This window comes from Plantactinospora sp. CNZ321 (genome assembly GCF_004217235.1).
Window position 1 is genome coordinate 5,886,723 of the sequence record NZ_SHKQ01000001.1, and the last position, 20,061, is coordinate 5,906,783.

General features: G+C 73.2%; 19 protein-coding genes. 8 read left to right on the forward strand and 11 right to left on the reverse strand.

The features are described from left to right. Nucleotides 1-26 precede the first annotated feature (26 nt). Genes EV371_RS25365 through rimP form a run of 3 tightly spaced genes read right to left on the reverse strand, consistent with a single transcriptional unit; the run spans nt 27 to nt 2,128 of the window. The gene (locus EV371_RS25365; protein ID WP_130464267.1) at nt 27-371 is read right to left on the reverse strand and encodes a DUF448 domain-containing protein; all 345 of its coding nucleotides are present in this window, start codon (nt 369-371) and stop codon (nt 27-29) included. 15 nt (nt 372-386) lie between these two features. After that, nucleotides 387-1,442 carry a transcription termination factor NusA gene (gene nusA, locus EV371_RS25370; protein ID WP_130464268.1) on the reverse strand — a complete coding sequence of 352 codons (1,056 nt, stop codon included), beginning with the start codon at nt 1,440-1,442 and terminating at the stop codon, nt 387-389. Further along, a complete protein-coding gene (rimP, locus tag EV371_RS25375; protein WP_130464269.1) occupies nt 1,439-2,128 on the reverse strand; it encodes a ribosome maturation factor RimP in 690 nt (229 codons plus the stop codon). The genes nusA and rimP overlap by 4 nt, the downstream gene beginning before the upstream one ends. 242 nt (nt 2,129-2,370) lie before the next feature. Here rimP and EV371_RS25380 point away from each other — a divergent pair, with 242 nt between their 5' ends. From EV371_RS25380 to EV371_RS25390, 3 genes are all read left to right on the forward strand, one after another. Further along, nucleotides 2,371-2,823: a hypothetical protein gene (locus EV371_RS25380; protein WP_130466207.1), complete on the forward strand. Its 453-nt coding sequence runs from the start codon at nt 2,371-2,373 to the stop codon at nt 2,821-2,823. A gap of 52 nt (nt 2,824-2,875) precedes the next feature. Then, entirely contained in the window at nt 2,876-3,298 is a 423-nt protein-coding gene (locus EV371_RS25385) for a ferritin-like domain-containing protein (protein WP_130464270.1), read from the forward strand. Between the two features lie 137 nt (nt 3,299-3,435). Then, complete coding sequence (locus EV371_RS25390; RefSeq protein WP_130464271.1) at nt 3,436-3,936, forward strand: nitroreductase/quinone reductase family protein; 501 nt, start codon at nt 3,436-3,438, stop codon at nt 3,934-3,936. 56 nt (nt 3,937-3,992) lie between these two features. Here EV371_RS25390 and EV371_RS25395 read toward each other — a convergent pair whose 3' ends face one another. From EV371_RS25395 to EV371_RS25410, 4 genes are all read right to left on the reverse strand, one after another. Further along, nucleotides 3,993-4,703 (reverse strand): VIT1/CCC1 transporter family protein, encoded by a 711-nt coding sequence (locus tag EV371_RS25395; RefSeq protein WP_130464272.1) that lies wholly within the window; start codon nt 4,701-4,703, stop codon nt 3,993-3,995. A gap of 13 nt (nt 4,704-4,716) precedes the next feature. Next, complete coding sequence (map, locus tag EV371_RS25400; protein ID WP_130464273.1) at nt 4,717-5,574, reverse strand: type I methionyl aminopeptidase; 858 nt, start codon at nt 5,572-5,574, stop codon at nt 4,717-4,719. Nucleotides 5,575-5,656: 82 nt separating this feature from the next. Continuing rightward, nucleotides 5,657-6,430 (reverse strand): 3-oxoacyl-ACP reductase, encoded by a 774-nt coding sequence (locus tag EV371_RS25405; protein ID WP_130464274.1) that lies wholly within the window; start codon nt 6,428-6,430, stop codon nt 5,657-5,659. 199 nt (nt 6,431-6,629) lie between these two features. Continuing rightward, complete coding sequence (locus EV371_RS25410; RefSeq protein WP_207230605.1) at nt 6,630-8,000, reverse strand: glutamine synthetase family protein; 1,371 nt, start codon at nt 7,998-8,000, stop codon at nt 6,630-6,632. A 177-nt stretch (nt 8,001-8,177) separates the two neighbouring features. Here EV371_RS25410 and EV371_RS25415 point away from each other — a divergent pair, with 177 nt between their 5' ends. The 3 genes from EV371_RS25415 (at nt 8,178) to EV371_RS25425 (ending at nt 13,263) form a co-directional block, all read left to right on the forward strand. Beyond that, a complete protein-coding gene (locus tag EV371_RS25415) occupies nt 8,178-8,510 on the forward strand; it encodes a metalloregulator ArsR/SmtB family transcription factor (RefSeq protein ID WP_130464275.1) in 333 nt (110 codons plus the stop codon). Next, entirely contained in the window at nt 8,507-10,138 is a 1,632-nt protein-coding gene (locus tag EV371_RS25420; protein ID WP_207230606.1) for a SulP family inorganic anion transporter, read from the forward strand. The genes EV371_RS25415 and EV371_RS25420 overlap by 4 nt, the downstream gene beginning before the upstream one ends. A gap of 83 nt (nt 10,139-10,221) precedes the next feature. Further along, nucleotides 10,222-13,263 (forward strand): BTAD domain-containing putative transcriptional regulator, encoded by a 3,042-nt coding sequence (locus EV371_RS25425; RefSeq protein ID WP_130464276.1) that lies wholly within the window; start codon nt 10,222-10,224, stop codon nt 13,261-13,263. Between the two features lie 16 nt (nt 13,264-13,279). Here the strand turns inward: EV371_RS25425 and EV371_RS25430 are convergent, their stop codons facing one another. Beyond that, nucleotides 13,280-13,915: a YHS domain protein gene (locus tag EV371_RS25430; protein WP_130464277.1), complete on the reverse strand. Its 636-nt coding sequence runs from the start codon at nt 13,913-13,915 to the stop codon at nt 13,280-13,282. Between the two features lie 218 nt (nt 13,916-14,133). Here EV371_RS25430 and EV371_RS25435 point away from each other — a divergent pair, with 218 nt between their 5' ends. Together EV371_RS25435 and EV371_RS25440 are read left to right on the forward strand one after the other, a co-directional pair. After that, the gene (locus tag EV371_RS25435; protein WP_130464278.1) at nt 14,134-14,847 is read left to right on the forward strand and encodes a hypothetical protein; all 714 of its coding nucleotides are present in this window, start codon (nt 14,134-14,136) and stop codon (nt 14,845-14,847) included. Beyond that, a complete protein-coding gene (locus tag EV371_RS25440; protein ID WP_207230607.1) occupies nt 14,844-15,956 on the forward strand; it encodes an ImmA/IrrE family metallo-endopeptidase in 1,113 nt (370 codons plus the stop codon). The genes EV371_RS25435 and EV371_RS25440 overlap by 4 nt, the downstream gene beginning before the upstream one ends. A gap of 417 nt (nt 15,957-16,373) precedes the next feature. Here EV371_RS25440 and EV371_RS25445 read toward each other — a convergent pair whose 3' ends face one another. From EV371_RS25445 to EV371_RS25455, 3 genes are all read right to left on the reverse strand, one after another. After that, nucleotides 16,374-16,877, reverse strand: coding sequence for a DUF456 family protein (locus EV371_RS25445; RefSeq protein ID WP_130464279.1), 504 nt, complete (start codon nt 16,875-16,877; stop codon nt 16,374-16,376). 100 nt (nt 16,878-16,977) lie between these two features. Then, nucleotides 16,978-19,194: an EAL domain-containing protein gene (locus EV371_RS25450; protein WP_130464280.1), complete on the reverse strand. Its 2,217-nt coding sequence runs from the start codon at nt 19,192-19,194 to the stop codon at nt 16,978-16,980. A gap of 2 nt (nt 19,195-19,196) precedes the next feature. Then, a complete protein-coding gene (locus EV371_RS25455; protein ID WP_130464281.1) occupies nt 19,197-20,015 on the reverse strand; it encodes an SAM-dependent methyltransferase in 819 nt (272 codons plus the stop codon). Between the last annotated feature and the right edge of the window lie 46 nt (nt 20,016-20,061).

Genomic DNA, 20,061 nt, shown 5'->3' on the forward strand with positions numbered 1-20,061 from the left:
GTCATTTCTGGGACTTCATCGTGTGCTCATGTCGGTCGTCCTACCTTGCTCGGGTTCCGTTGCGTCGATCCCGCCCGGCCGGATGGCCGGTCGTGGTCGTCGACGCCTTGGAGGTGCTCGGCCAACTCACTCGCGTCGGGTACGCCAGCGACACGCAGCGCCCGCCCGAAGGCCCGACGCCGCACTGCCAGCGTGAAGCAGGCCGGATCGGGGTGCAGGTGCGCTCCCCGCCCCGGCAGCTTACGGGTCGGATCGGGTCGGAGGCTGTGACCAGTCTCATCGCCGACCGCGACGATCCGCAGCAGCTGGCCGGCCGGCGCCCGGTGCCGACAGCCCACACAGGTGCGCTCCGGCTCCGCGCGTCGTACCACTGGGAAAGTCTACCCCTACCCGGCCGAGATCGCGCCGTCCGCCTCGGCCGCGTGATCAGGACCGCCCTGCCGTCCCGCCGACGCCTGGCTCGGCATCTGCTCGGTGTCGGGACGGATGTCGATCCGCCAACCGGTCAACCGGGCGGCAAGCCGGGCATTCTGCCCCTCCCGTCCGATGGCCAGTGAGAGCTGAAAGTCCGGCACGGTCACCCGGGCCGTACGCGTCGTCGCGTCGACCACCTCGACCCGGAGTGCCTTGGCCGGCGAGAGCGCGTTGCCGACGAACTGGGCCGGATCCTCCGACCAGTCGATGATGTCGATCTTCTCGCCGTGCAGCTCGCTCATCACCGCCCGGACCCGCTGCCCCATCGGGCCGATGCAGGCGCCCTTGGCGTTCACGCCCGCCACGGTGGACCGGACTGCGATCTTGGTCCGGTGGCCGGCCTCGCGGGCGATCGCGGCGATCTCCACGGTGCCGTCCGCGATCTCCGGCACCTCCAGGGCGAAGAGCTTCTTCACCAGGTTCGGGTGCGATCGGGAAAGGGTGATCTGCGGGCCACGGAAGCCCTTGGCCACGTGTACGACCACGCAGCGGATCCGCTGGCCGTGCTCGTACAACTCGCCGGGGACCTGCTCGGACTGGGGCAGTACCGCCTCGACCTTGCCGAGGTCGACCGAGACGATGCCCTTCTCGCTGCGCGCCTCGTGCGCCTGCACCACCCCGGTGACCAGGTCGCCGTCCCGGCCGACGTACTCGCCGAAGTGCACCTCGTCGGTGGCCTCGCGAAGCCGTTGCAGGATGACCTGTTTCGCCGTCATCGCGGCGATCCGGCCGAAGTCGTGCGGCGTGTCGTCGAACTCCCGGATCACCGCGCCCTCGGCGTCCTGCTCCTGTGCGTACACCAGGGCGGCACCGGTCTTGCGGTCGATCTCGACCCGGGCGTGTGCCTGGGCCCCCTCGGTGTGCCGGTACGCCGTCAGCAACGCCGTCTCGATCGCCGCGAGAATCGTGTCGAACGGGATCTCCCGCTCGCGCTCCAGGGCGCGCAACGCCGCGAGGTCGATGTTCACCGCTCCTCGCCCTCCACATCTTCGTCGTCGCCGTTGCCGACGTCGTCATAGTCATCATCGCCGGCACCGGTCGGATCGTCCTCGGCGATCTCGTCCAGCCGGCTGAACTCCACCTGGACCCGACCCGGCCCGAGATCGGGGTACGCCCAGCCGACCGGTCCGGCGTCGGTCTCCAGCACTACCCGCTCGTCGTCGGCCGCGACCACCCGGGCGGTCAGCTGCCGGTCCCCGGCCGCCGGCGGCCACTCGTCGACGCCGCCCGGCTCCGGGCGCTCACCCGGGCCTCGCACGGTCACCTTGACCAGCCGGCCGACGTTGCGTCGCCAGTGCCGGGGCCGGGTCAGCGGTCGGTCCACGCCGGGCGAGCTCACCTCGAGCTGGTACTCCCCGGCGACCAGGTCTCCACCGGTCTCCTCCGCCTGGTCGAGCGCCTTGGAGAGGAGCCGGGAGACGTCTGCCACCGCATCGAGGCTGACCCCGCCGTCGCCGTCCACGACCACCCGGACGACGTACCGCCGGCCGGCCCGGGACACCGAGAGGTCCTCCAGGTCGTAGCCGGCGGCGGTCACCACCGGTTCGATCACGGCACGGAGCCGGAGCCGACGCGCGGACGGGTCCTCGCGGGGACGGTCCGGAGTCCGGCGACCCGCCCTGGGCCGACCGGCGTTCCGGCCACGCTGCGTCATCTCCGCGCCTCCCTCGTGATCGCCGGTTCCGTCCGGCAGCCATACCAGCGTGCCACCGGACTGACGTGTCCGGCGGCTGCGCAGAGCGTAACGTGCTGGCGGGCCCGGAGCCCGATCGGCGCACCGACGACGCCGCGGTGAGCGCGCCGGCCCCGTCGGCGGCACCGATGGTGTTGACTTGCCGGGTGCGCAGCGGCAACCCGAACCAGACGATCGGCGCGGCGGGGCGGTCCCGGCGCGAGGTGGTACAGGCCGTCGCCCTGGCGGCGCTGGTAGGTGCCACCGGCTCGCTCAGCGGCTGTGGGCTCTTCGGCGGCGAGCCCGATCCGCCGCCACCGGACCCACTGGCGCCGCTGATCACCGGTGCCCTCGACCTCGCCGCCCGGCACGAGGCCGCGATCGCCGCGTTTCCCGACCTGGCCGACCGGCTCCGCCCGGTCGCCGAGGCACACCGGGCGCACGCCGCGGAACTGTCCCGGGTGACCGGCACCGCCCTGCCGAGCCCCACCGCCACCGTCCCCGGCACCGACCCCGGCGCCGGGTCCTCCACGGCGCTCCTCGGCCAGTTGCGGGAGGCCGAGCGGCAGGGCCGGGAGGCCGCCGCGCAGGCCTGCGCCGGGGCGCCGGCCGACCGCGCCGCGCTGGTCGGCTCGATCGCCGCGGCCCGGGCGACGCACCTGGAGGTGCTCCGGTGACCGGGCGCGGCGACCGGCCCCGGGGAGAGCGGGACCAGGGGAAGGCGGTCTGATGTCCGAGGCGCTGGCGGCGGCACTGGCCGCCGAGCACGCGGCGATCTACGCGTACGGGCTGGTCGGGGTACGGCTCTCGGATGGCGCCGCCGAGCAGGCCCGCTCCGCCGAGGCGGCACACCGCAGCCGGCGGGACGGGCTCGTGCTGCTCCTCACCGAACGGGGCGGTCCGGTGCCGGTGGCCGAGCCGGCGTACGAGCTGCCGTTCGCGGTCACCGACGAGGCGAGCGCGTTGCGACTGGCGGTCGAGGTCGAGGAGCGGACCGCGGCGGTCTGGCGGGCCGCGCTGCCGGCGACCGAAGGTGCCGACCGCACCCGGGCGCTGAACGGGCTCACCGACGCGGCGGTCCGGGCCACCCGGTGGCGCAGGACGGCCGGGGTCAACCCGGCCACGGTGCCGTTCCCGGGCCGCCCGACCTGACCGGGCCGACCGAACCGACCGGGCCCGACCGAACCGACCGGGGCGGGGCGGGGCGTGGGGAAGTCTGCCCGCGGTCTTCGCAAGGACGGACGGCGGTGCGGGCCACCGGGGCGGGCGTCAGCCGGCACACTGTACCGATGTCCGCTCTGGAAAGACCGGTCTCGGCGTTCGGCCGGGCCGTACGCCGACTCGGCCACGCACGCTGGTTCGCCGCCTGCACGCCGCTACTGGTCCCGGCCGACCGGCTGGTCGCCAGGCTGACCCGGGGCCGGGTGGTGGCGCTCGGCGTGGTGCCGTCGCTGCTGATCACCACCACCGGGCGTCGGTCCGGGCGACCGCGCAGCAACCCGCTGCTCTACGTGCCCGACGGCGACGCGTTCGTGGTGACCGGCTCGAACTGGGGGCGCCCCGAGCAGCCTGCCTGGGCGCTCAACCTGCTCGCCGAGCCGAACGCCACGGTCACCGTCGACGGCAACCGGATCCCGGTCCAGGCCCGGCCGGTCACCGGCGCCGAACGGGAGCGGCTGTGGGGGCTGCTGGTCGCCGAGTGGCCGGCGTACCGGACCTATGTCCGGCGGGCCGGCGGACGCGACATCCGGGTCTTCCGACTCGAACGGCGTCCCTCCCCGCCCGGGTAGGTCAGCGGAGCACGGCGACCTCCGGCCCGGCGGCGGACCGCCCGATCGACGTACCGTCAGCTCACGCCGACGCCGACGAGCCGGCCGACCAGGTACGTCGCGGCGGTGGCCGCCGCGCCGAGCAGTAGTTGTCGGCCACCGCTGACCCACCACCTCCGGTTGGTGAACCGGGCGACGACCGCACCCGCGACGAAGAGGCCGAGACCGCCCACCCCGAGCGCCAGCCACAGGTTGGAGAAGCCGAGCAGGTAGGTGAGCAGCGGCACCACGGCCCCGACCGAGAAGCAGAGGAACGACGAGAAGGCGGCGGTCCACGGGCTGGGCCGCTCGTCGACGTCGACTCCCAGCTCCTCCTGGACGTGTACCCGCAGCGCCTCCTCCGGGTTGTGCCGGAGTACGTCCGCGACCTGCTCGGCGAGGTCCCGGGGCAGCCCTCGCCGCACCCAGGCATCGGCGAGTTCCCGGGCCTCGCCGGACGGGTTCCGCTCCAGCTCGCGGCGCTCCTTGGCAACCTCGGCGGCCACCTGCTCGTTCTGCGACTGCACGCTGGTGTACTCGCCGAGCCCCATCGAGATCGCCCCGGCGACCAGCCCGGCGAAGCCGGTCAGCACGATGGTGTGCGACGCGGCCCCACCGCCGCCGACGCCCGCGATCAAGGCGATGTTGGTGACCAGCCCGTCCATCGCGCCGAACACGGCGGGACGCAGCCAGCCGCCGGAGACGTCGGCGTGGTGGGGCTCGCCGACCGACACGGCCGCGTCGGTCACGGGTGCCGGCCCGTCACGGCAGGGTGAGGATCTCGTGGCCATCCTCGGTGACGAGGATGGTGTGCTCGAACTGGGCCGTCCAGCGCCGGTCCTTGGTCACCACGGTCCAGCCGTCCTCCCAGACGTCGTACTCGTGGGTGCCGAGGGTGATCATCGGCTCGATCGTGAACGTCATCCCCGGCTCCATCACGTCGGTCGGCCGCGGGCTGTCGTAGTGCGGCACGTAGAGCCCGCTGTGGAACGCCTCGCCGATACCGTGCCCGGTGAAGTCCCGGACCACCCCGTAGCCGAACCGCTTGGCGTACGACTCGATCACCCGGCCGATCACGTTGATCTGCCGGCCCGGTGCCACCGCCCGGATGCCGCGCATCATCGCCTCGTGGGTCCGCTCCACCAGCAGCCGGGCCGGCTCGGCCACCTCGCCGACGCAGAAGGTGGCGTCGGTGTCCCCGTGCACCCCGTCCAGGTACGCCGTCACGTCGACGTTGATGATGTCGCCGTCCATCAGCACCGTCGAGTCCGGGATGCCGTGGCAGATCACCTCGTTGAGGCTCGTGCAGCACGACTTGGGGAAGCCCTTGTAGCCGAGGGTGGAGGGGTAGGCGTTGTGGTCGATCAGGAACTCGTGCACCACCCGGTCGATCTCGTCGGTGGTGACGCCGGGCTTGCAGTGCTCACCGGCGAGCTGGGTGGCCTGGGCGGCGATCCGGCCGGCGACCCGCATCTTCTCGATCGTCTCGGCGGACTGGACGTGCGAGCCGCGCCACTCCTTCGGCCGCTTCTTGCCGACGTACTCGGGGCGGACGATGTGGGAGGGCACCTGGCGCCACGGGGAGAGGGTGCCAGGGGTCAACGGCGCACGGACGGTCATGACTTCCAGCCTAACGTCGCCGCCCGGCCGCGCTCACGCCTCGGTGACCCGTACGACACCCGGCGGCAGGTCACCCGGAGCCTCACAGCGGGGTGACGTAGGCGCCGGTGATCCCTCCGTCGACCACGAACTGGGCGGCGGTCATGAACGAGGCGTCGTCGCTGGCCAGGAAGGCGACCGCGGCGGCGATCTCAACGGGCTCGCCGAACCGCCCCATCGGCACGTGCACGAGCCGCCGGGCCGCCCGCTCCGGGTCCTCGGCGAAGAGTTCCCGCAGCAACGGGGTCATGATCGGCCCCGGGCAGAGCGCGTTCACCCGGATCCCCTGCCGGGCGAACTGCACGCCCAGCTCCCGGGTCAGCGCCAGCACCCCGCCCTTACTGGCGGTGTAGGCGATCTGCGAGGTGGCCGCCCCCATCAGCGCGACGAAGGAGGCGGTGTTGACGATCGAGCCGCTGCCCTGGCGCAACATGTGCGGGATGACGTACTTGCAGCAGAGGTAGACGCTGGTGGTGTTGACCCGGATCACCCGCTCCCAGGCGTCCAGGCCGGTTTCCAGGATCGAGTCGTCCTCCGGCGGCGAGATGCCGGCGTTGTTGAACGCGATGTCGATCCGGCCGTGCCGGGCCGCGACCTGGTCGAAGAGATCGCGTACCTGCGCCTCGTCGCTCACGTCGCAGGCCACGAATTCGCCGCCCACCTCGTCGGCGGCGGTCCGCCCGGCGTCGTCCGCGATGTCGACGCAGACCACGTATGCCCCCTCGGCGGCGAGCCGGCGGCTGGTGGCCAGCCCGATCCCACTGCCGGCCCCGGTCACCACCGCCACCCGCCCGGCCAGTCGATCACTCAGCGCCATCGCGGCTCCTTTCCGTCGCCGGCCCCTGCACCGGCCCCTGCGCCGACCCCTGCACCGGCCCGTGCGCCGGCTCGGCAGGCACCGGCGCGCTTCCGGCATCCTCGCCGATGTTCCGGCCCGTGGTCGATAGCCGGGGCAGTCCGACTCCGGAAGAGGGTCACCTCGACCGGGCGTCGACGTCTCGTCACCGGGCGTCGACTCAGAGGCGTTCGAAACCGCGGCGCAGTTCCCAGTCCGTCACCGCCGCGTCGAAGGCGGCCAACTCCACCCGCGCCTGGTTGGCGTAGTGCGCCACCACCTCGGCCCCGAACGCGGCGGCGGCCAGCGGCGACGCCGTCCAGCGGCCGAGGGCGTCCCGCAGCGTACCCGGCACCCGGGGCGCGGACTCGTCGGCGTACGCGTTGCCGACGAACTCCGGCTCCAGCTCCAACTCCGCCTCGATCCCGTGCACCGCCCCCGCCACCAGCGCCGCGATCGCCAGGTACGGGTTGACGTCGGCACCGGGCAGCCGATTCTCCACCCGCAGCCCCTGGCCGTGCCCGACCAGCCGCAGCGCGCAGGTGCGGTTGTCGGCGCCCCAGCGCAGCGCTGTCGGGGCGAACGACCCGGGCTGGTACCGCTTGTACGAGTTCACGTTCGGCGCCAGCAGGAGGCTGAAGTCCGGGATCGTCGCCAGCAGCCCGGCCAGTACCCGGGTGCCGGTCGGCGACAGCCGGGCCGGACCGTCGCCGAGCATCGCGGACCGCCCGTCGGCACGGCGCAGCGAGAAGTGGATGTGGCAGGAGCTGCCCTCGCGCTCGTTCGGCTTCGCCATGAAGGTGATCGACATGCCCTCCTGGGCGGCGATCTCCTTGGCCCCGCTCTTGTAGACGACATGGTTGTCGGCACAGGTCAGGGCGTCGGCGAACCGGAAGGTGATTTCGTGCTGGCCGAGGTTGCACTCGCCCTTGGCACTTTCCGGGGTCAGCCCGGCGCCGGCCATCTCGGTGCGGATCCGCCGCAGCAGCGGCTCGACCCGGGCGGTACCGAGCAGCGAGTAGTCCACGTTGTAGAGGTTCGCCGGGGTCAGCTCGCGGTAACCCCGGCGCCAGGCCTCCTCGTACGAGTCGCGGTAGAGCACGAACTCCAGCTCGGTGCCGGCGTACGCGGTCAACCCGTGCCCGGCGAGCCGGTCGAGCTGGCGGCGCAGGATCTGCCGGGGCGAGGCGAGCACCTCTCCGCTGCCGTCCGGCCAGCGCAGGTCGGCCAGGAGCATCGCGGTGCCGGGCTGCCAGGGGACCCGGCGCAGCGTACTCAGGTCGGGGACCATGGCCAGGTCGCCGTAGCCGCGCTCCCAGCTCGACATCGCGTACCCGTCGACGGTGTTCATCTCCACGTCGACGGCGAGCAGGTAGTCACAGCCCTCGCTGCCGCGCCGGAGCACGTCGGTGAGGAAGTACGGCGCGTGGAACCGCTTGCCCTGCAACCGCCCCTGCATGTCCGCCAGGGCGAGCACCACGGTGTCGATCTCGCCGCCGTCGACGGCCACCCGGAGCGCCTCCAGGCTCAGTGCTGGAATTCGGGCCCTCATCGGCGTCTCCTTCGTCCGGATCCAGGGCGGGACGCAAGGTGTGACCGGCGTCACGCCTCTGCCCGAGATCGTGCGCCTTCCGAAGATCCACGTCAACTGATGTGCGCCGGGTGACCGAGATCACGATCGCCACCCCCGGGTCGAGGTGTCTATTTGAAGAAGTCTTCAATTGCACACATGCAAGTTCCGTTGTACCAGGCGAAGGCCGACTTCTTCCGGATGCTCGGGCATCCGATCCGGATACGCGTGCTCGAACTCCTCGGCGAGGGTCCCCGACCGGTACGCGAACTGCTGGCCGAGACCCAGGTAGAGGCCTCCAACCTGTCCCAGCAGCTCGCGGTGCTGCGCCGGGCCGGGATCGTGGTGTCGACCCGGGACGGCGCGACCGTCGTCTACGCGCTGGCCGGCCCGGACGTGGCCGACCTGATGCGGGCCGCCCGGCGCATCCTCACCGAGATGTTGCGGGGCCAGGCCGAACTGCTGGCGTCGCTGACGGTGGAGCCCGAGTGAACGCTGACGCCGGAGGCCGGGCGGGTGCCGACGCCGGAGACAGGGTGGGTTTCGCCGGCCTGTTGCCCGGCCGGGCCGACCTGGCCGCGGTACGCCGCAACCCCCGGGCCGATCTGCTCGCCGGGCTCACCGTCGCGGTGGTCGCGCTGCCGCTGGCGCTCGGCTTCGGCGTCGCCTCCGGACTCGGTGCCGCCGCCGGGCTGGTGACCGCCGTCGTCGCCGGTGCACTGGCGGCCGTCTTCGGGGGCTCCAACCTCCAGGTGTCCGGGCCGACCGGGGCGATGACCGTCGTGCTGGTCCCGATCGTCGCGCAGTTCGGACCCGGCGGGGTGCTCACCGTCGGCCTGCTCGCCGGCCTGATCCTGGTCGGGCTCGCGATCGTCCGGGCCGGACGCTACGTCCGGTTCGTACCCGCCCCGGTGGTGGAGGGCTTCACCGCCGGCATCGCGATCGTCATCTTCCTGCAACAGGTGCCGGCCGCCCTGGGGGTGCCGGCGCACGGCGAGCAGGTGCTGTCGATTGCCGTACGTGCGCTGGCGGCGTTCGCCGCGCACCCGCACTGGCCGTCGGCGGCCTTCTCGGTCGGGGTCGCGGTCCTGGTGCTGGTCGTGCTGAAGTGGCGGCCGCAGGTGCCCGCCGCCCTGCTCGCGGTCGGGGCGGCAACCGTCTGTGCCCAGGTGTGGCACATCGACGTCGCCCGCATCGGCGCGCTGCCGTCGACGCTGCCCCAGCCGACGCTCGCCTTCCTCCGGCTGGACGCCGTCGGGATGCTGCTCACCTCGGCGGTCGCCGTCGCGGCGCTGTCGGCCCTGGAGTCACTGCTCTCCGCCACCGTGGCCGACGGGATGCGGCGCGGTGAACGGCACCACCCGGACCGGGAGCTGTTCGGGCAGGGCATCGCGAACATCGTGACGCCGCTCTTCGGCGGGGTACCCGCCACCGCCGCCATCGCCCGGACCGCCGTCAACGTACGCGCCGGAGCGGTCTCCCGGCTCGCCGCCCTGTCGCACGCCCTCGTCCTCGCGGTGGTCATGCTCGCCGCGGCCCCGCTGGTCGCCGGCATCCCGATCGCGGCGCTGGCCGGGGTGCTGCTGGCCACCGCCGTCCGGATGGTGCACGTCGGCGTGCTGCGCGCGCTGGTCCGGGCCGGCCGCTCCGACGCGCTCGTCCTGGTGCTCACCGCCGGCGCGACGGTGCTGCTGGACCTGGTGGCCGCGGTGCTCCTCGGCCTGATCGTCGCCGGGGGCCTGGCCCTGCGCAAGGTCGCCGGCTCCATGCGGGTCGACCAGGTGCCGCACGGCGAACACCTGCCGCATCTCGCCGTGTACCGGCCGAGCGGACCGCTCTTCTTCGCCGCCGCGCACCGTCTCCGGCACGCGCTCTCCCGGGTCGACGGGGTCGACGTGGTGCTGCTGCGGCTGTCCCGGGTCACCGCGATCGACGCCTCCGGCGCGCTGGCCCTGCGCGACGCGATCGAGGACCTGCACCACCGGAACATCACGGTGCACCTGTCCGGGATCCGCCCGGAGCATCGCCGGGCGCTTGCCGCCCTGGGTGTGCTGGCCCTGCTGCGGGAGCGGGTGCACGTCGATGCCCCGACCGCGATCGCCGCCCTGCGCTCGGGATAGCCGCCGCCGGACGCTGCCCGGGTCCGGCGCCAACATCCGGGTGGCCGTCCGGGACGACCGCACGGCGGTGGCACAGTGGTGTCATGCGGATCGGTCTACTGGGACCGCTGGAGGTGGTGGCCGGCGACGCGCCGATGCACGTCGGCGGGGTACGGGTACGCGCGCTGCTGATCCGGCTCGCCCTGGACCCCGGCCGGGTCGTCAGCACCCAGGCCCTCGTCGAGGCGCTGTGGCCGGACGGCGGGCCCCGACGGCCGACGCACGCGCTGCACTCGCTCGCGTCCCGACTGCGGCACGCCCTACCCGACGGGTCGGTGCTGCGCTCGACACCGACCGGCTACCTGCTCGATGTCGCGCCCGCCTCGGTGGACACGTTCCGGTTCGAGCGGCTGGCCCGGGAGGGCCGCAGAGCCTTGGACGGTGGGAACGCGCCACTCGCCGCCGCCCGGCTGCGGGAGGCGGTCGCGCTGTGGCGCGGGGATCCGCTGGCCGACGTCGCCCAGACCCGGTACGCGGGGGCGGTGATCGCGCGGCTGCGGGAGTTGCGGCTGACGGCCGACGAAGACCTGCTGGCGGCGGAACTGGCGACCGGCGCCGCCGGACCGGCCATCGCCAGGCTGGAGCAGCTCACCACGACGTACCCGCTGCGGGAGCGGTTGCGTGTGCTGCTGATCCGGGCACTGCAGGCCGATGGCAGGCCGGCCGAGGCGCTCGCCGCCTACGAGGCGTACCGGAGGATGCTCGCCGACGAACTGGGCAACGACCCCGGGCCGGAGCTGCGGAAGATCCACCTGATGCTGCTACGCGGCGAGCCGACCGCGGTCACCGGGCGGGGCCACCAGAACGCCGGACCGGAGAAGAGCGCGGAGGCGGAAGCGGGCCGGCCTGCCCGGGGCAACCTGCCGGCGGCATTGACCAGCTTCGTCGGCCGGGACACCGAGCGGCGACGGATCGCGGAGCAGTTCCGGACGTACCGGCTGGTCACGCTGGTCGGGCCGGGTGGGGTCGGCAAGACCCGGCTCGCCGGTACGGTACTGGCCGACCTGCCCGGTCCGGCCTGGCTGGTGGAGCTGGCCCCGGTGACCGATCCCGACGACGTCCCCCGGGCCGTCGCGGCCCCGCTCGGCCTCCGGGTCACCGCCGACCTGCCGACCAGGCTGGTCGAGGTGCTGTCCGTCGGGGAGCCGCTGCTCGTGCTGGACAACTGCGAACATCTCGTCGACGCCGCCGCCCGGCTCGCCGCCGACCTCCTCGGCCGCTGTCCGCGACTGCGGGTGCTCGCCACCAGCCGCGAACCGCTGAACATCCCCGGCGAGGCGATCTGCCCGGTGCCGCCGCTCGACCCGGCCGACGCGGTACGGCTGTTCACCGATCGGGCCCGGTCCGTCCAACCCGACCCTCCTGCGGATCGGAGGGTGGCCGAGATCTGCCGCCGGGTGGACGGCCTGCCGCTGGCGATCGAACTCGCCGCCGCCCGGCTCCGGTCGATGTCCGTCACCGATCTCGCCGCCCGGCTCGACGACCGGTTCACGCTGCTCGCCCACGGAAGCCGCACCGCCCTACCCCGGCACCGGACGCTGCGCGCGGTCGTCTCCTGGAGCTGGGACCTGCTCGACGAGGCGGAGCGCGACGCGGCCGAACGGCTCGCCGTGTTCCCCACGAGCCTGACCGCGTCCGCCGCGGAGCACGTCGGGATCGGTTCGGAGCTCCTGCACGCCCTCGTCGACAAGTCCCTGCTCCAGTTCGACGCCGGCCGCGGCCGCTACCGCATGCTCGAAACGATCCGGGCGTACGGCCTGGAACGCCTCACCGACACCGGCCGGCTGGCCGCTGCCCGGGCCGCATTCACCGCGTGCTACCTCGACCAGGCCGAACGGGCCGCTCCGCACCTGCGTCGCGCCGACCAGCTTCCGTGGATCGCCCGGCTCACCGCCGAACGCGAGAACCTGAGCACCGCGCTGCGCTTCGCGGTCGAGGACGCCGACGCCGCGACCGCCGTACGTCTGGGCGCCGCCCTCGGACAGTTCTGGACGATCCACGGCGACCACGCCGAGGGGGCGAGCCGGCTGCGCGACGCGCTCGGGGTGCCGGGCGCCGTGCCTGAGGACGTCCGGCTGGATGCGGTGGCGAGTTTCCTGCTCAGCGCCATGCTCGCCGGCGACCTCGCCGACGCGTCGGCGGTGGCCGGGCCGGTATCCGGAACCGGGCCGGTGGCCGCGCTCGCCCGGGCGCTGCTCGCCCTGGTCGACGGCGATCTCGGCGCCGGAATCTCCGCCCTCGACGGGCACCTGTCCCACCCCGAGCCGTGGACCCGGGCGATGCTCTGGCTGGCCCGGGCGTTCCTGCTCGGCACGGCCGGTGACGCCCACGCCGGTCGTCAGGCGCTGACCGACGCGGTCGCCGGCTTCCGCGAAGCCGGCGACCGCTGGGGCCTGGCCCTGTCGCTGATGTCGCTGGCCTCCACCCACCTGTCGGCCGGCGACTACGACCGGGCGGTCGCGGCACTGGACGAGACGATGGCGCTGCTCCGCGTTCTCGGCACCGACGCCGACCAGCGGGTCTGGGCGGCGATGGTCCGGATCGACGCGGGCGATCTCGCGACAGCCCGCGACGAACTGCGGGACGTGCTCGACCAGGCACCGTCGACCCGGCACGTCGCGCTGGCCCGGCTCGGGCTGGCGGACCTGGCCCGGTACGACGGAGACCTGGGGGAGGCGAAACACCTCCTTGAACTGGCCGACGTCGACGGCGACCCGGCGTACCGGGCGCTGTACTCAGCCGGAGCGGGCCGGCTCGCCGTCGCCACCGACGATCTCGACGCGGCGGCTCGACACCTCGGCCAGGCGTACGCGCTCGCGCTCACCATGCCCGACCTGCCGATGGTGGCCATGGTCGGGGTCGGAGTGGCCGATCTGCTCCGGCGCTCCGGCCGGTCGGCGCAGGCGGCCCAGGTGCTCGGCGCCGCACATGCCCTGGCCGGGGCGCCGAGCGCCCGAAACCCCGACGTGCTCCGGTTGACCCGGGACCTACCGGCCATGCTGGGCAGCGCCGGCTACCGGACCGCGTACGACCGGGGCAGACGCCTGGACCGCGACGGTGCGCTGGAGCTGGTCGGCGACATCTGAGGCGGCGGGCCAGTCCTCACACCGGCACGCCCTCCGCATCCCGTTTGGCGAGGAAGGCGTCCCGACACCCCCGGCAGCAGAAGCCGTACAGGGTACCGGCGATTTCGAGGGTGACGGCGTGCTCGTTGAGCGGGATGATCACCCCGCAGAGCGGGTCCCGGACCGCTCGTCCGGCGGCGAGGTCCGCCTCGTACGGCGCACCCAGCATGTCCACCAGGTCGGTGGAGGTCCTGGCCTCGCCGCCGATCCCGATGGACCCTTCCGTGACGCCGAGCACGTGCACCTGCACCCGGGCGGCGGCCGCACCCGCCGGTTCGGCCGGGGTCCCACCGCCGGCCTCGGAGAGCACCCTCGTCACGTGCGTGATGAGCACCTGGCTGAGGTCCTTGCGCCAGGGTGCGGGAACATACGCCCGGACGACGTAGCGGGCCGGATCGGCGGACGTGACCAATTCCTCGCCGGTCACCCACACCTCCGGCTCGTGGATCACCACCTGGAACATCGTTCGGAAGACCTCCGCCGTGCCGGGTTGCGTCTGCGAACCATCCGAACCACCCCCCAACTCCGCCAGCGATCCGAGTCGCCTGGCCACCCGCGCGCGCTCCGCCGGGTCTAGCCGCCCCTTGACGGCGATCACCTCGATAAAGATCATTCTCTGCTACACCTCCTGTCCGGCAGGTTGGCACTCCCGGCTGTCAGAGCGCTCGCAGCCGTCTGTCGGAGCGCTCGCAGCCGCCCGCCTGTCGGAGCACTCCGAGTCGTGGCGGGTCGGACCGCTCGCAGCCGTGGCGGGTCGGACCGCTGCCAGTCGTGGCGTGTCGGCACTTGATTTTGGCAATATCATCCGGGGCATCGGCTAGGTTTTCCCGCATGAGCTTGCTGGGCGAAGCGGTGGCGGCGCTGGACGAGCGGGGCGTGCTGGACCGGCTGGGTCGGCTGATCCAGCAGGTCTACCGGCGCGCCGCGGACCGGCACGAGCCGGAGCTCGGCGACGACGCGATGAGCTTCGGCACCACCGTCTGGCGCAACCTGACCAACCTGGGCAAGGCCGAGTTCGACGGGGTGGACGGGATCCGGGTCCGGCTGGAGGACAACTCGCTGGAGATCCTCTGCGCCGGCTACGTCGTCCGGCTCTACTCGCTGCAGGGTGGGATCGAGTCGATCCGCTGGGAGGGCAGCGAGGCCCGGCTCGGCGGCGCGGTGGAGAACAGCCGCGACGGGCAGCTCGCCTTCGACGACGAGGGACAGTTCCCCGAGGTCTTCGCCGAGGTGGTACCGCCGAAGCGGCACATCCGGATCGCGCACACCGGCGACATCGTCACCGGCGAGGCGGTTGCCTACATCGGGTTGCCCCGGGACAACCGGGACAGCGGCTCGCCCTGGTTCGAGGTACGCCTCTGGTTCGGTGAGCCGGCCACCGCCGGGGCACCGCTGCCGGTCGTGGCCGGGGCGGTGCCGCAGCCCCGCATCGATGAGCCGCCGATCCCCGAGCTGGACCTGCTGGCCATCCAGCCCGACGACCGGAGCGGCCGGTCCGATGCGTTCGGCCCGGCATTCGGCCGTCCGGGCGAGCGGTCCGCGTGACGGGTCGGCTCCGACCGCCGGTACCCGCCGCCGCAGCCGCCGCCGCGTTCGCGCCGCACGCGCTGGCGCTGGCCCGCCGGTGGCGGCGGATGCGCAAGAACGAGTTGGCCCGGCAGGTCGGGGTGACGGCCGCGGCGGTCAGCCAGTACGAGTTGGGCCAGGCCCGCCCGTCGGCGGCCACGCTGGCCCGGCTGGCCCTGGCGCTCTCGATGCCGGTCGAGTTCTTCGCCGCCGGCTTTCCCGTCCCGGTCACCTCCGGGCAGGCGCACTTCCGCAGCCTGCGCACGACCAGCCAGGCCGAACGGGACCAGGCGGAGGCGTTCGGCGAACTCGCCTGGCGGGTGGTGGAGGTGGTCGAACGCCAGCTCCGACTCCCCCGGCTGCGCCTGCCGCACCTGGAGCTGGCCGAGCCGACCGGCCCCGCCGACGTACGCGCCGCCGCCGTCGCCGCCCGGGACGCGTTCGGCCTCGGGGGCGCCCCGGTACCGCACATGGTGCGGCTGCTGGAGTCGGCCGGCGTGATCGTGCTCGCCCTGCCGGACGTCTCCGAACGGGTCGACGCGTTCTCGCACTGGTACGGCCAGCGGCCGTTCGTCTTCCTCAACCCGGGCAAGGACGATCGGGCCCGGTCCCGGATGGACGCCGCGCACGAGTTGGGTCACCTGCTGATGCACCACGACGCCGAGCCGGGCAGCCAGCTTCTGGAGCGGCAGGCGACCGCGTTCGCCTCGGAGTTCCTTGCCCCGAGCGCCGTACTGCGCGACGAGTTGCCGCCCCGGCTCGACTTCGACCGGCTGCACGAGGTCAAGCGCCGCTGGGGGATCAGCCTGAAGGCGCTGGTCTACCGGGGTCACGACCTCGGCGTCTACCGGGAGCACACCTACCGGCGCGGGATGGCGCTGCTCGCCCAGTGGGGCTTTCCGGAGCCGGGCGACCTCGGCCCCCGCGAGCAGCCGTCGCTGCTCGGCAGGGCGGTCGAACTCCTCGGCCGGCAGCAGGTAACCGTCGACCGACTGGCGACCCTGGCCGGCCTGCCGCCGACGCTCACCGACGCGGTGCTGGCCGCCGCCACCGAGCACGTACCCGAACTGGACATCACCCTCAGTTGAGGCGACTTGACTCCGCAGCGTGGGCACCGACGCCGGTAATTGCGTTGCCGACCCGGCGTTACGCCGAGGATGATCAGAGCCGTGACAAGGCAGGAACCGCACACCGCACGTCGATGCCGACGTGCCGGGTCCCTGGCCTGACCGGACGGCATCGCGCAAGCCCGGCGCGCCGGTCCGGCATCGCCGGACCCGAACGGGCCCACCCGGGGCCCGACGCCGGGTTCTCGGACAACCCGGCCTCCCGCGGCGGCGCGGGGCGCGGTCACCTCTCTCATCAGGTACGGCGCAGGTCGTGCCAGCGCCCGCCCCGCGCCGCCGCACCGCACCGCGTCCGCACAGGCACAGGCACAGGCGCTCGCGCTCGCGCTCGCACTCGCATTGGCACCGGCAAGGGTCTGCGGATCCGCCTCGCCAGGATCAGGTGAGGACGAGGCCGACCAGCCAGACGGCGGTGATGCCGAGCGCCGCGGCCAACTCGACCAGCAGGGCGAGCCCGACCGCCGACAGCGCGTGCCGGGTGGACGGCCAGGCCTGCTTCGCGTCCCCGAGCCGGGCCAGTTCGGCGAGCCAGAGCCCGAGTACGAAGCCGAGCACCAGCCCGACCACCGGCACCACGAAGAAGCCGACCAGCCCGAGTACGCCCCCGGCGAGCAGGGAACTCGTCGGCACCCCGCTGCGCTTCAGGTTCCGCCCCGGCCAGAGGTACTTGATCGTGCTGCCGAGCAGCGTGATCACAGTGGCCAGGCCGAGCACCACCCATCGGCCGAACCCCTCGCCGTCACCGAAGAACGACCAGACCAGTACGCCCAGCCAGCACAGGATCAGCCCGGGGATGATCGGCACGATCACCCCGCAGACGCCGATCACGATCGCCACGCCACACAGGAGGGTCACCACTGACTCGGTGTCGGTCACGTCCACGCTCCCCAGGGTGCCCTACCGCCGCCGGTCACGCCGCACCCGCCACCCGGCGCCGCCACCCGGCACCTGACTGCTGGCCGCTGACTGCTGCCTGCTGACATCAGGTGACCCGGTCCCGACGTCGCTCGGCGCGGGCGGTCAGCCACCTGGTGATCTCGCCCTCCGGCGCCGGCGCCGCGAAGTAGCGGCCCTGGGCGGCGTCGCAGCCGAGCGCCCGGAGCTGGTCCGCCTGGCCGGGCGTCTCCACCGCCTCGGCGGTGACGGTCAACCCGAGCGCGTGGGCGAGCCGCACCAGCGCGTCGACGATCCGGCCGTCCACCAGGCCCTGCCGGTCGCTGGACCGGATCCCCTCGACGAACGGGCCGGCGAGCTTGAGGTTGTGGATCGGCAGCCGGCGCAGGTACGCCAGGTTGGAGTAGCCGGTGCCGAAGTCGTCGATCGCGAGGCGTACCCCGAGGGCGGCCAGCCGGCGCAGCGCGGGCAGCGGCTCGCCGGCGGTGGCCATCACCGCGCTCTCGGTCAGTTCGAGTTGCAGCAGGTCGGCCGGGAGCCCGGTCTGACGCAGCACGTCCGAGACCGTGCCGACGACGGCCGGGTCCCGGGCCTGCCGGGCGGCCAGGTTCACGCTGATCACCAGCCGGGCGTCGGGGAACTCCCGGTGCCATCGGCTGGCCGCCTCGCAGGCCCGGGTCAGCACCCAGCGGCCGAGCTCGACGATCAGCCCGGTCTCCTCGGCCAGCCCGATGAAGCCGTCCGGGCCGAGCAGCCCCAGCTCCGGATGTCGCCACCGGACCAGCGCCTCCACCGCACAGATCGCCTCGTCGGCCAGGGTCACGATCGGCTGGTACTCGACCATGAACTCGCCCCGCTGCAGCGCCGTGGACATGCCGGCGATCAGCGCCGACCGGGTCTGCTCGCGGGCCCGCCGCGCCGGGTCGTAGCTCACCCACCGGCTCCGCCCCTCGGCCTTGGCCCAGTAGAGGGTGACGTCGGCGGCCTTCATCAGCTCGGCGACCGAGGTGGTGGCGAGCGGCCCGGAGACCACGCCGATGCTGGCCGACACCGACAGCCGGTGCTCGCCGACCTGCACCGGCTCGGCGACCGCCGCCAACGCCAGGTCGGCCACGGCCTTGACCGCCCGGCAGCCGGCGTTGTGGTCGATCAGGATCACGAACTCGTCGCCGCCCATCCGGGCGACCAGGTGCCCCTGCTCCGCCACGCAGTCGGCGAGCCGCCGGGCGACGGTGACCAGCAGGTTGTCGCCCAGGTCGTGCCCGAGGCTGTCGTTGACCGCCTTGAAGCCGTCGAGGTCGAGGAAGCAGATCCCGACCCGGTCGTCCGGCGCGCCGGTGGCGAAGAGCTCGCCGAGCCGGTCGAAGAAGAGGGTACGGTTCGGCAGCCCGGTCAACGGGTCGTGCAGGGCCTGGTAGCGCAGCCGCTGCTGTAGCTCGTGCCGTTCGGTGATGTCCTCCACCATCGCCACGGTGAACCGGGGTCGCCCGTCGTCGTGCCGGATCAGCGAGACCGCGAGATCGGTCCAGACCGCGCTGCCGTCCTTGCGGTAGTAGCGCTTCTCGACCCGTACGGCGTCCTGCTTGCCCTCGATCAGCTCCTGGTACAGCTCCCACATCCCGGCCGCGTCGTCGGGATGGAACAGCGCGGCCACGTTGATCTCACGCAGTTCGGCGATGGAGTAGCCGAGCAGCTCGGCGAAGGCCGGGTTGACATCGACGATCTGCCCGTCGATGTCGGCGATGCCGATCCCGATCGCGGCGTCGACGAAGACGGCCCGGAACCGCGCCTCGCTGTCCCGCAGAGCCCGCTCGACCCGGTCCCGGGCCTCCAAGACGGACTGGGCGATCCGCTCCTGCTGACCGAGGGTCCGCTGGCGCAGCGCACCGGCGAATCCCGCCGACAGGGTGCCCTGGAGGGCGGCGATCCGGGGTGTCGCCACCGGCTCGGGGAGGTCCGGCAGGACGACCCGGCGGAACCGCTCGCCGAGGGCGCGTACCGACCGGTCCAGCACGTCCGGCCCGGTCAGGTGCGCCTCGACCAGGGCTCGGCCGACCTCGTACCCGGGCTGTGGGGTGAACGGTTCGGCCAGCACCGCCTCGGCCAGCCGTACGGTGTGTGCCAGCATCTGTCGCCGGTTCTCGGCGGTACTCGTCGGCACGTACCCGCAGCTGGCCACCTCCCGCGCCCAGCGTTCCGCGTACCGCTGCGCGCCGGGCTGGTCGACGCCCGGGCCAGCGGCGGAGAATGGCGGCTCGTCGTCCGCCGACTCGTCGCCGCCGGCTCCGGCGGCCGAGGTCGACACCGCTAGCCCGCGTCGCGGTCGTGCCGGCCGACGCCGCCGAACGCGCCGAGCCGCTCCGGGTGCTCGCCGGGATCGGTGGGCTCGTCCGGTCGCCACAGCGGCATGTGCACCACCCCGGGCTCGACGAGGGTGAAGTCGCCGAAGAACGCGGTGATCTCGGCCCGGGAACGGAGTGTGATCTCGGTCGACGTCCGGGCGGAGAGGCGCTGCGCGTCCAGCATCTCCGGAGGCTGGTCCTCGTAGGTCGAGTGCGAGATCAGCAGGTAGCTGCCGGGCACCGTGGCGGCGCGCAGGGTGGCCAGGATCCGCTGCGGGTCGTCCGAGTCGGGGATGAAGTGCACCACCCCGGCCAGCAGTACGGCGACGGGGCGGCGCAAGTCGATCACGCCCAGCTTCTCGGCCTCGGCCAGGATCCGCTCCGGCTCCCGCAGGTCGGCATGGATCACCCCGGTGTGTTCGTTGCCGGCCAGGATCGACCGGCTGTGCGCCACCGCCACCGGGTCGATGTCGACGTACGCGATCCGGGCGGCCGGGTTGAGCGCCTGGGCGACCTCGTGCACGTTGCCTACGGTCGGGATGCCGGAGCCGATGTCGAGAAACTGATCGATGCCCTCGTCGACCAGCATCCGTACGCCCCGGCGCAGGAACGCCCGACCGGCCCGCATCGTCTCGGCCAGGTTCGGTGTCATCCCGGCGATCTGCTCGGCGAGCTGCCGGTCGATCTCGAAGTTGTGTGCGCCACCGAGGAAGTAGTCGTAGACCCGGGCGGCACTGGGCCGGGTCAGATCGATGTCCGCGGGTAGCCCGTCCGGAAGTCGCATGTCCGCCTCAGCTCGTCACTCCGGCCCGTGCAGGGGCTGGTCGGCC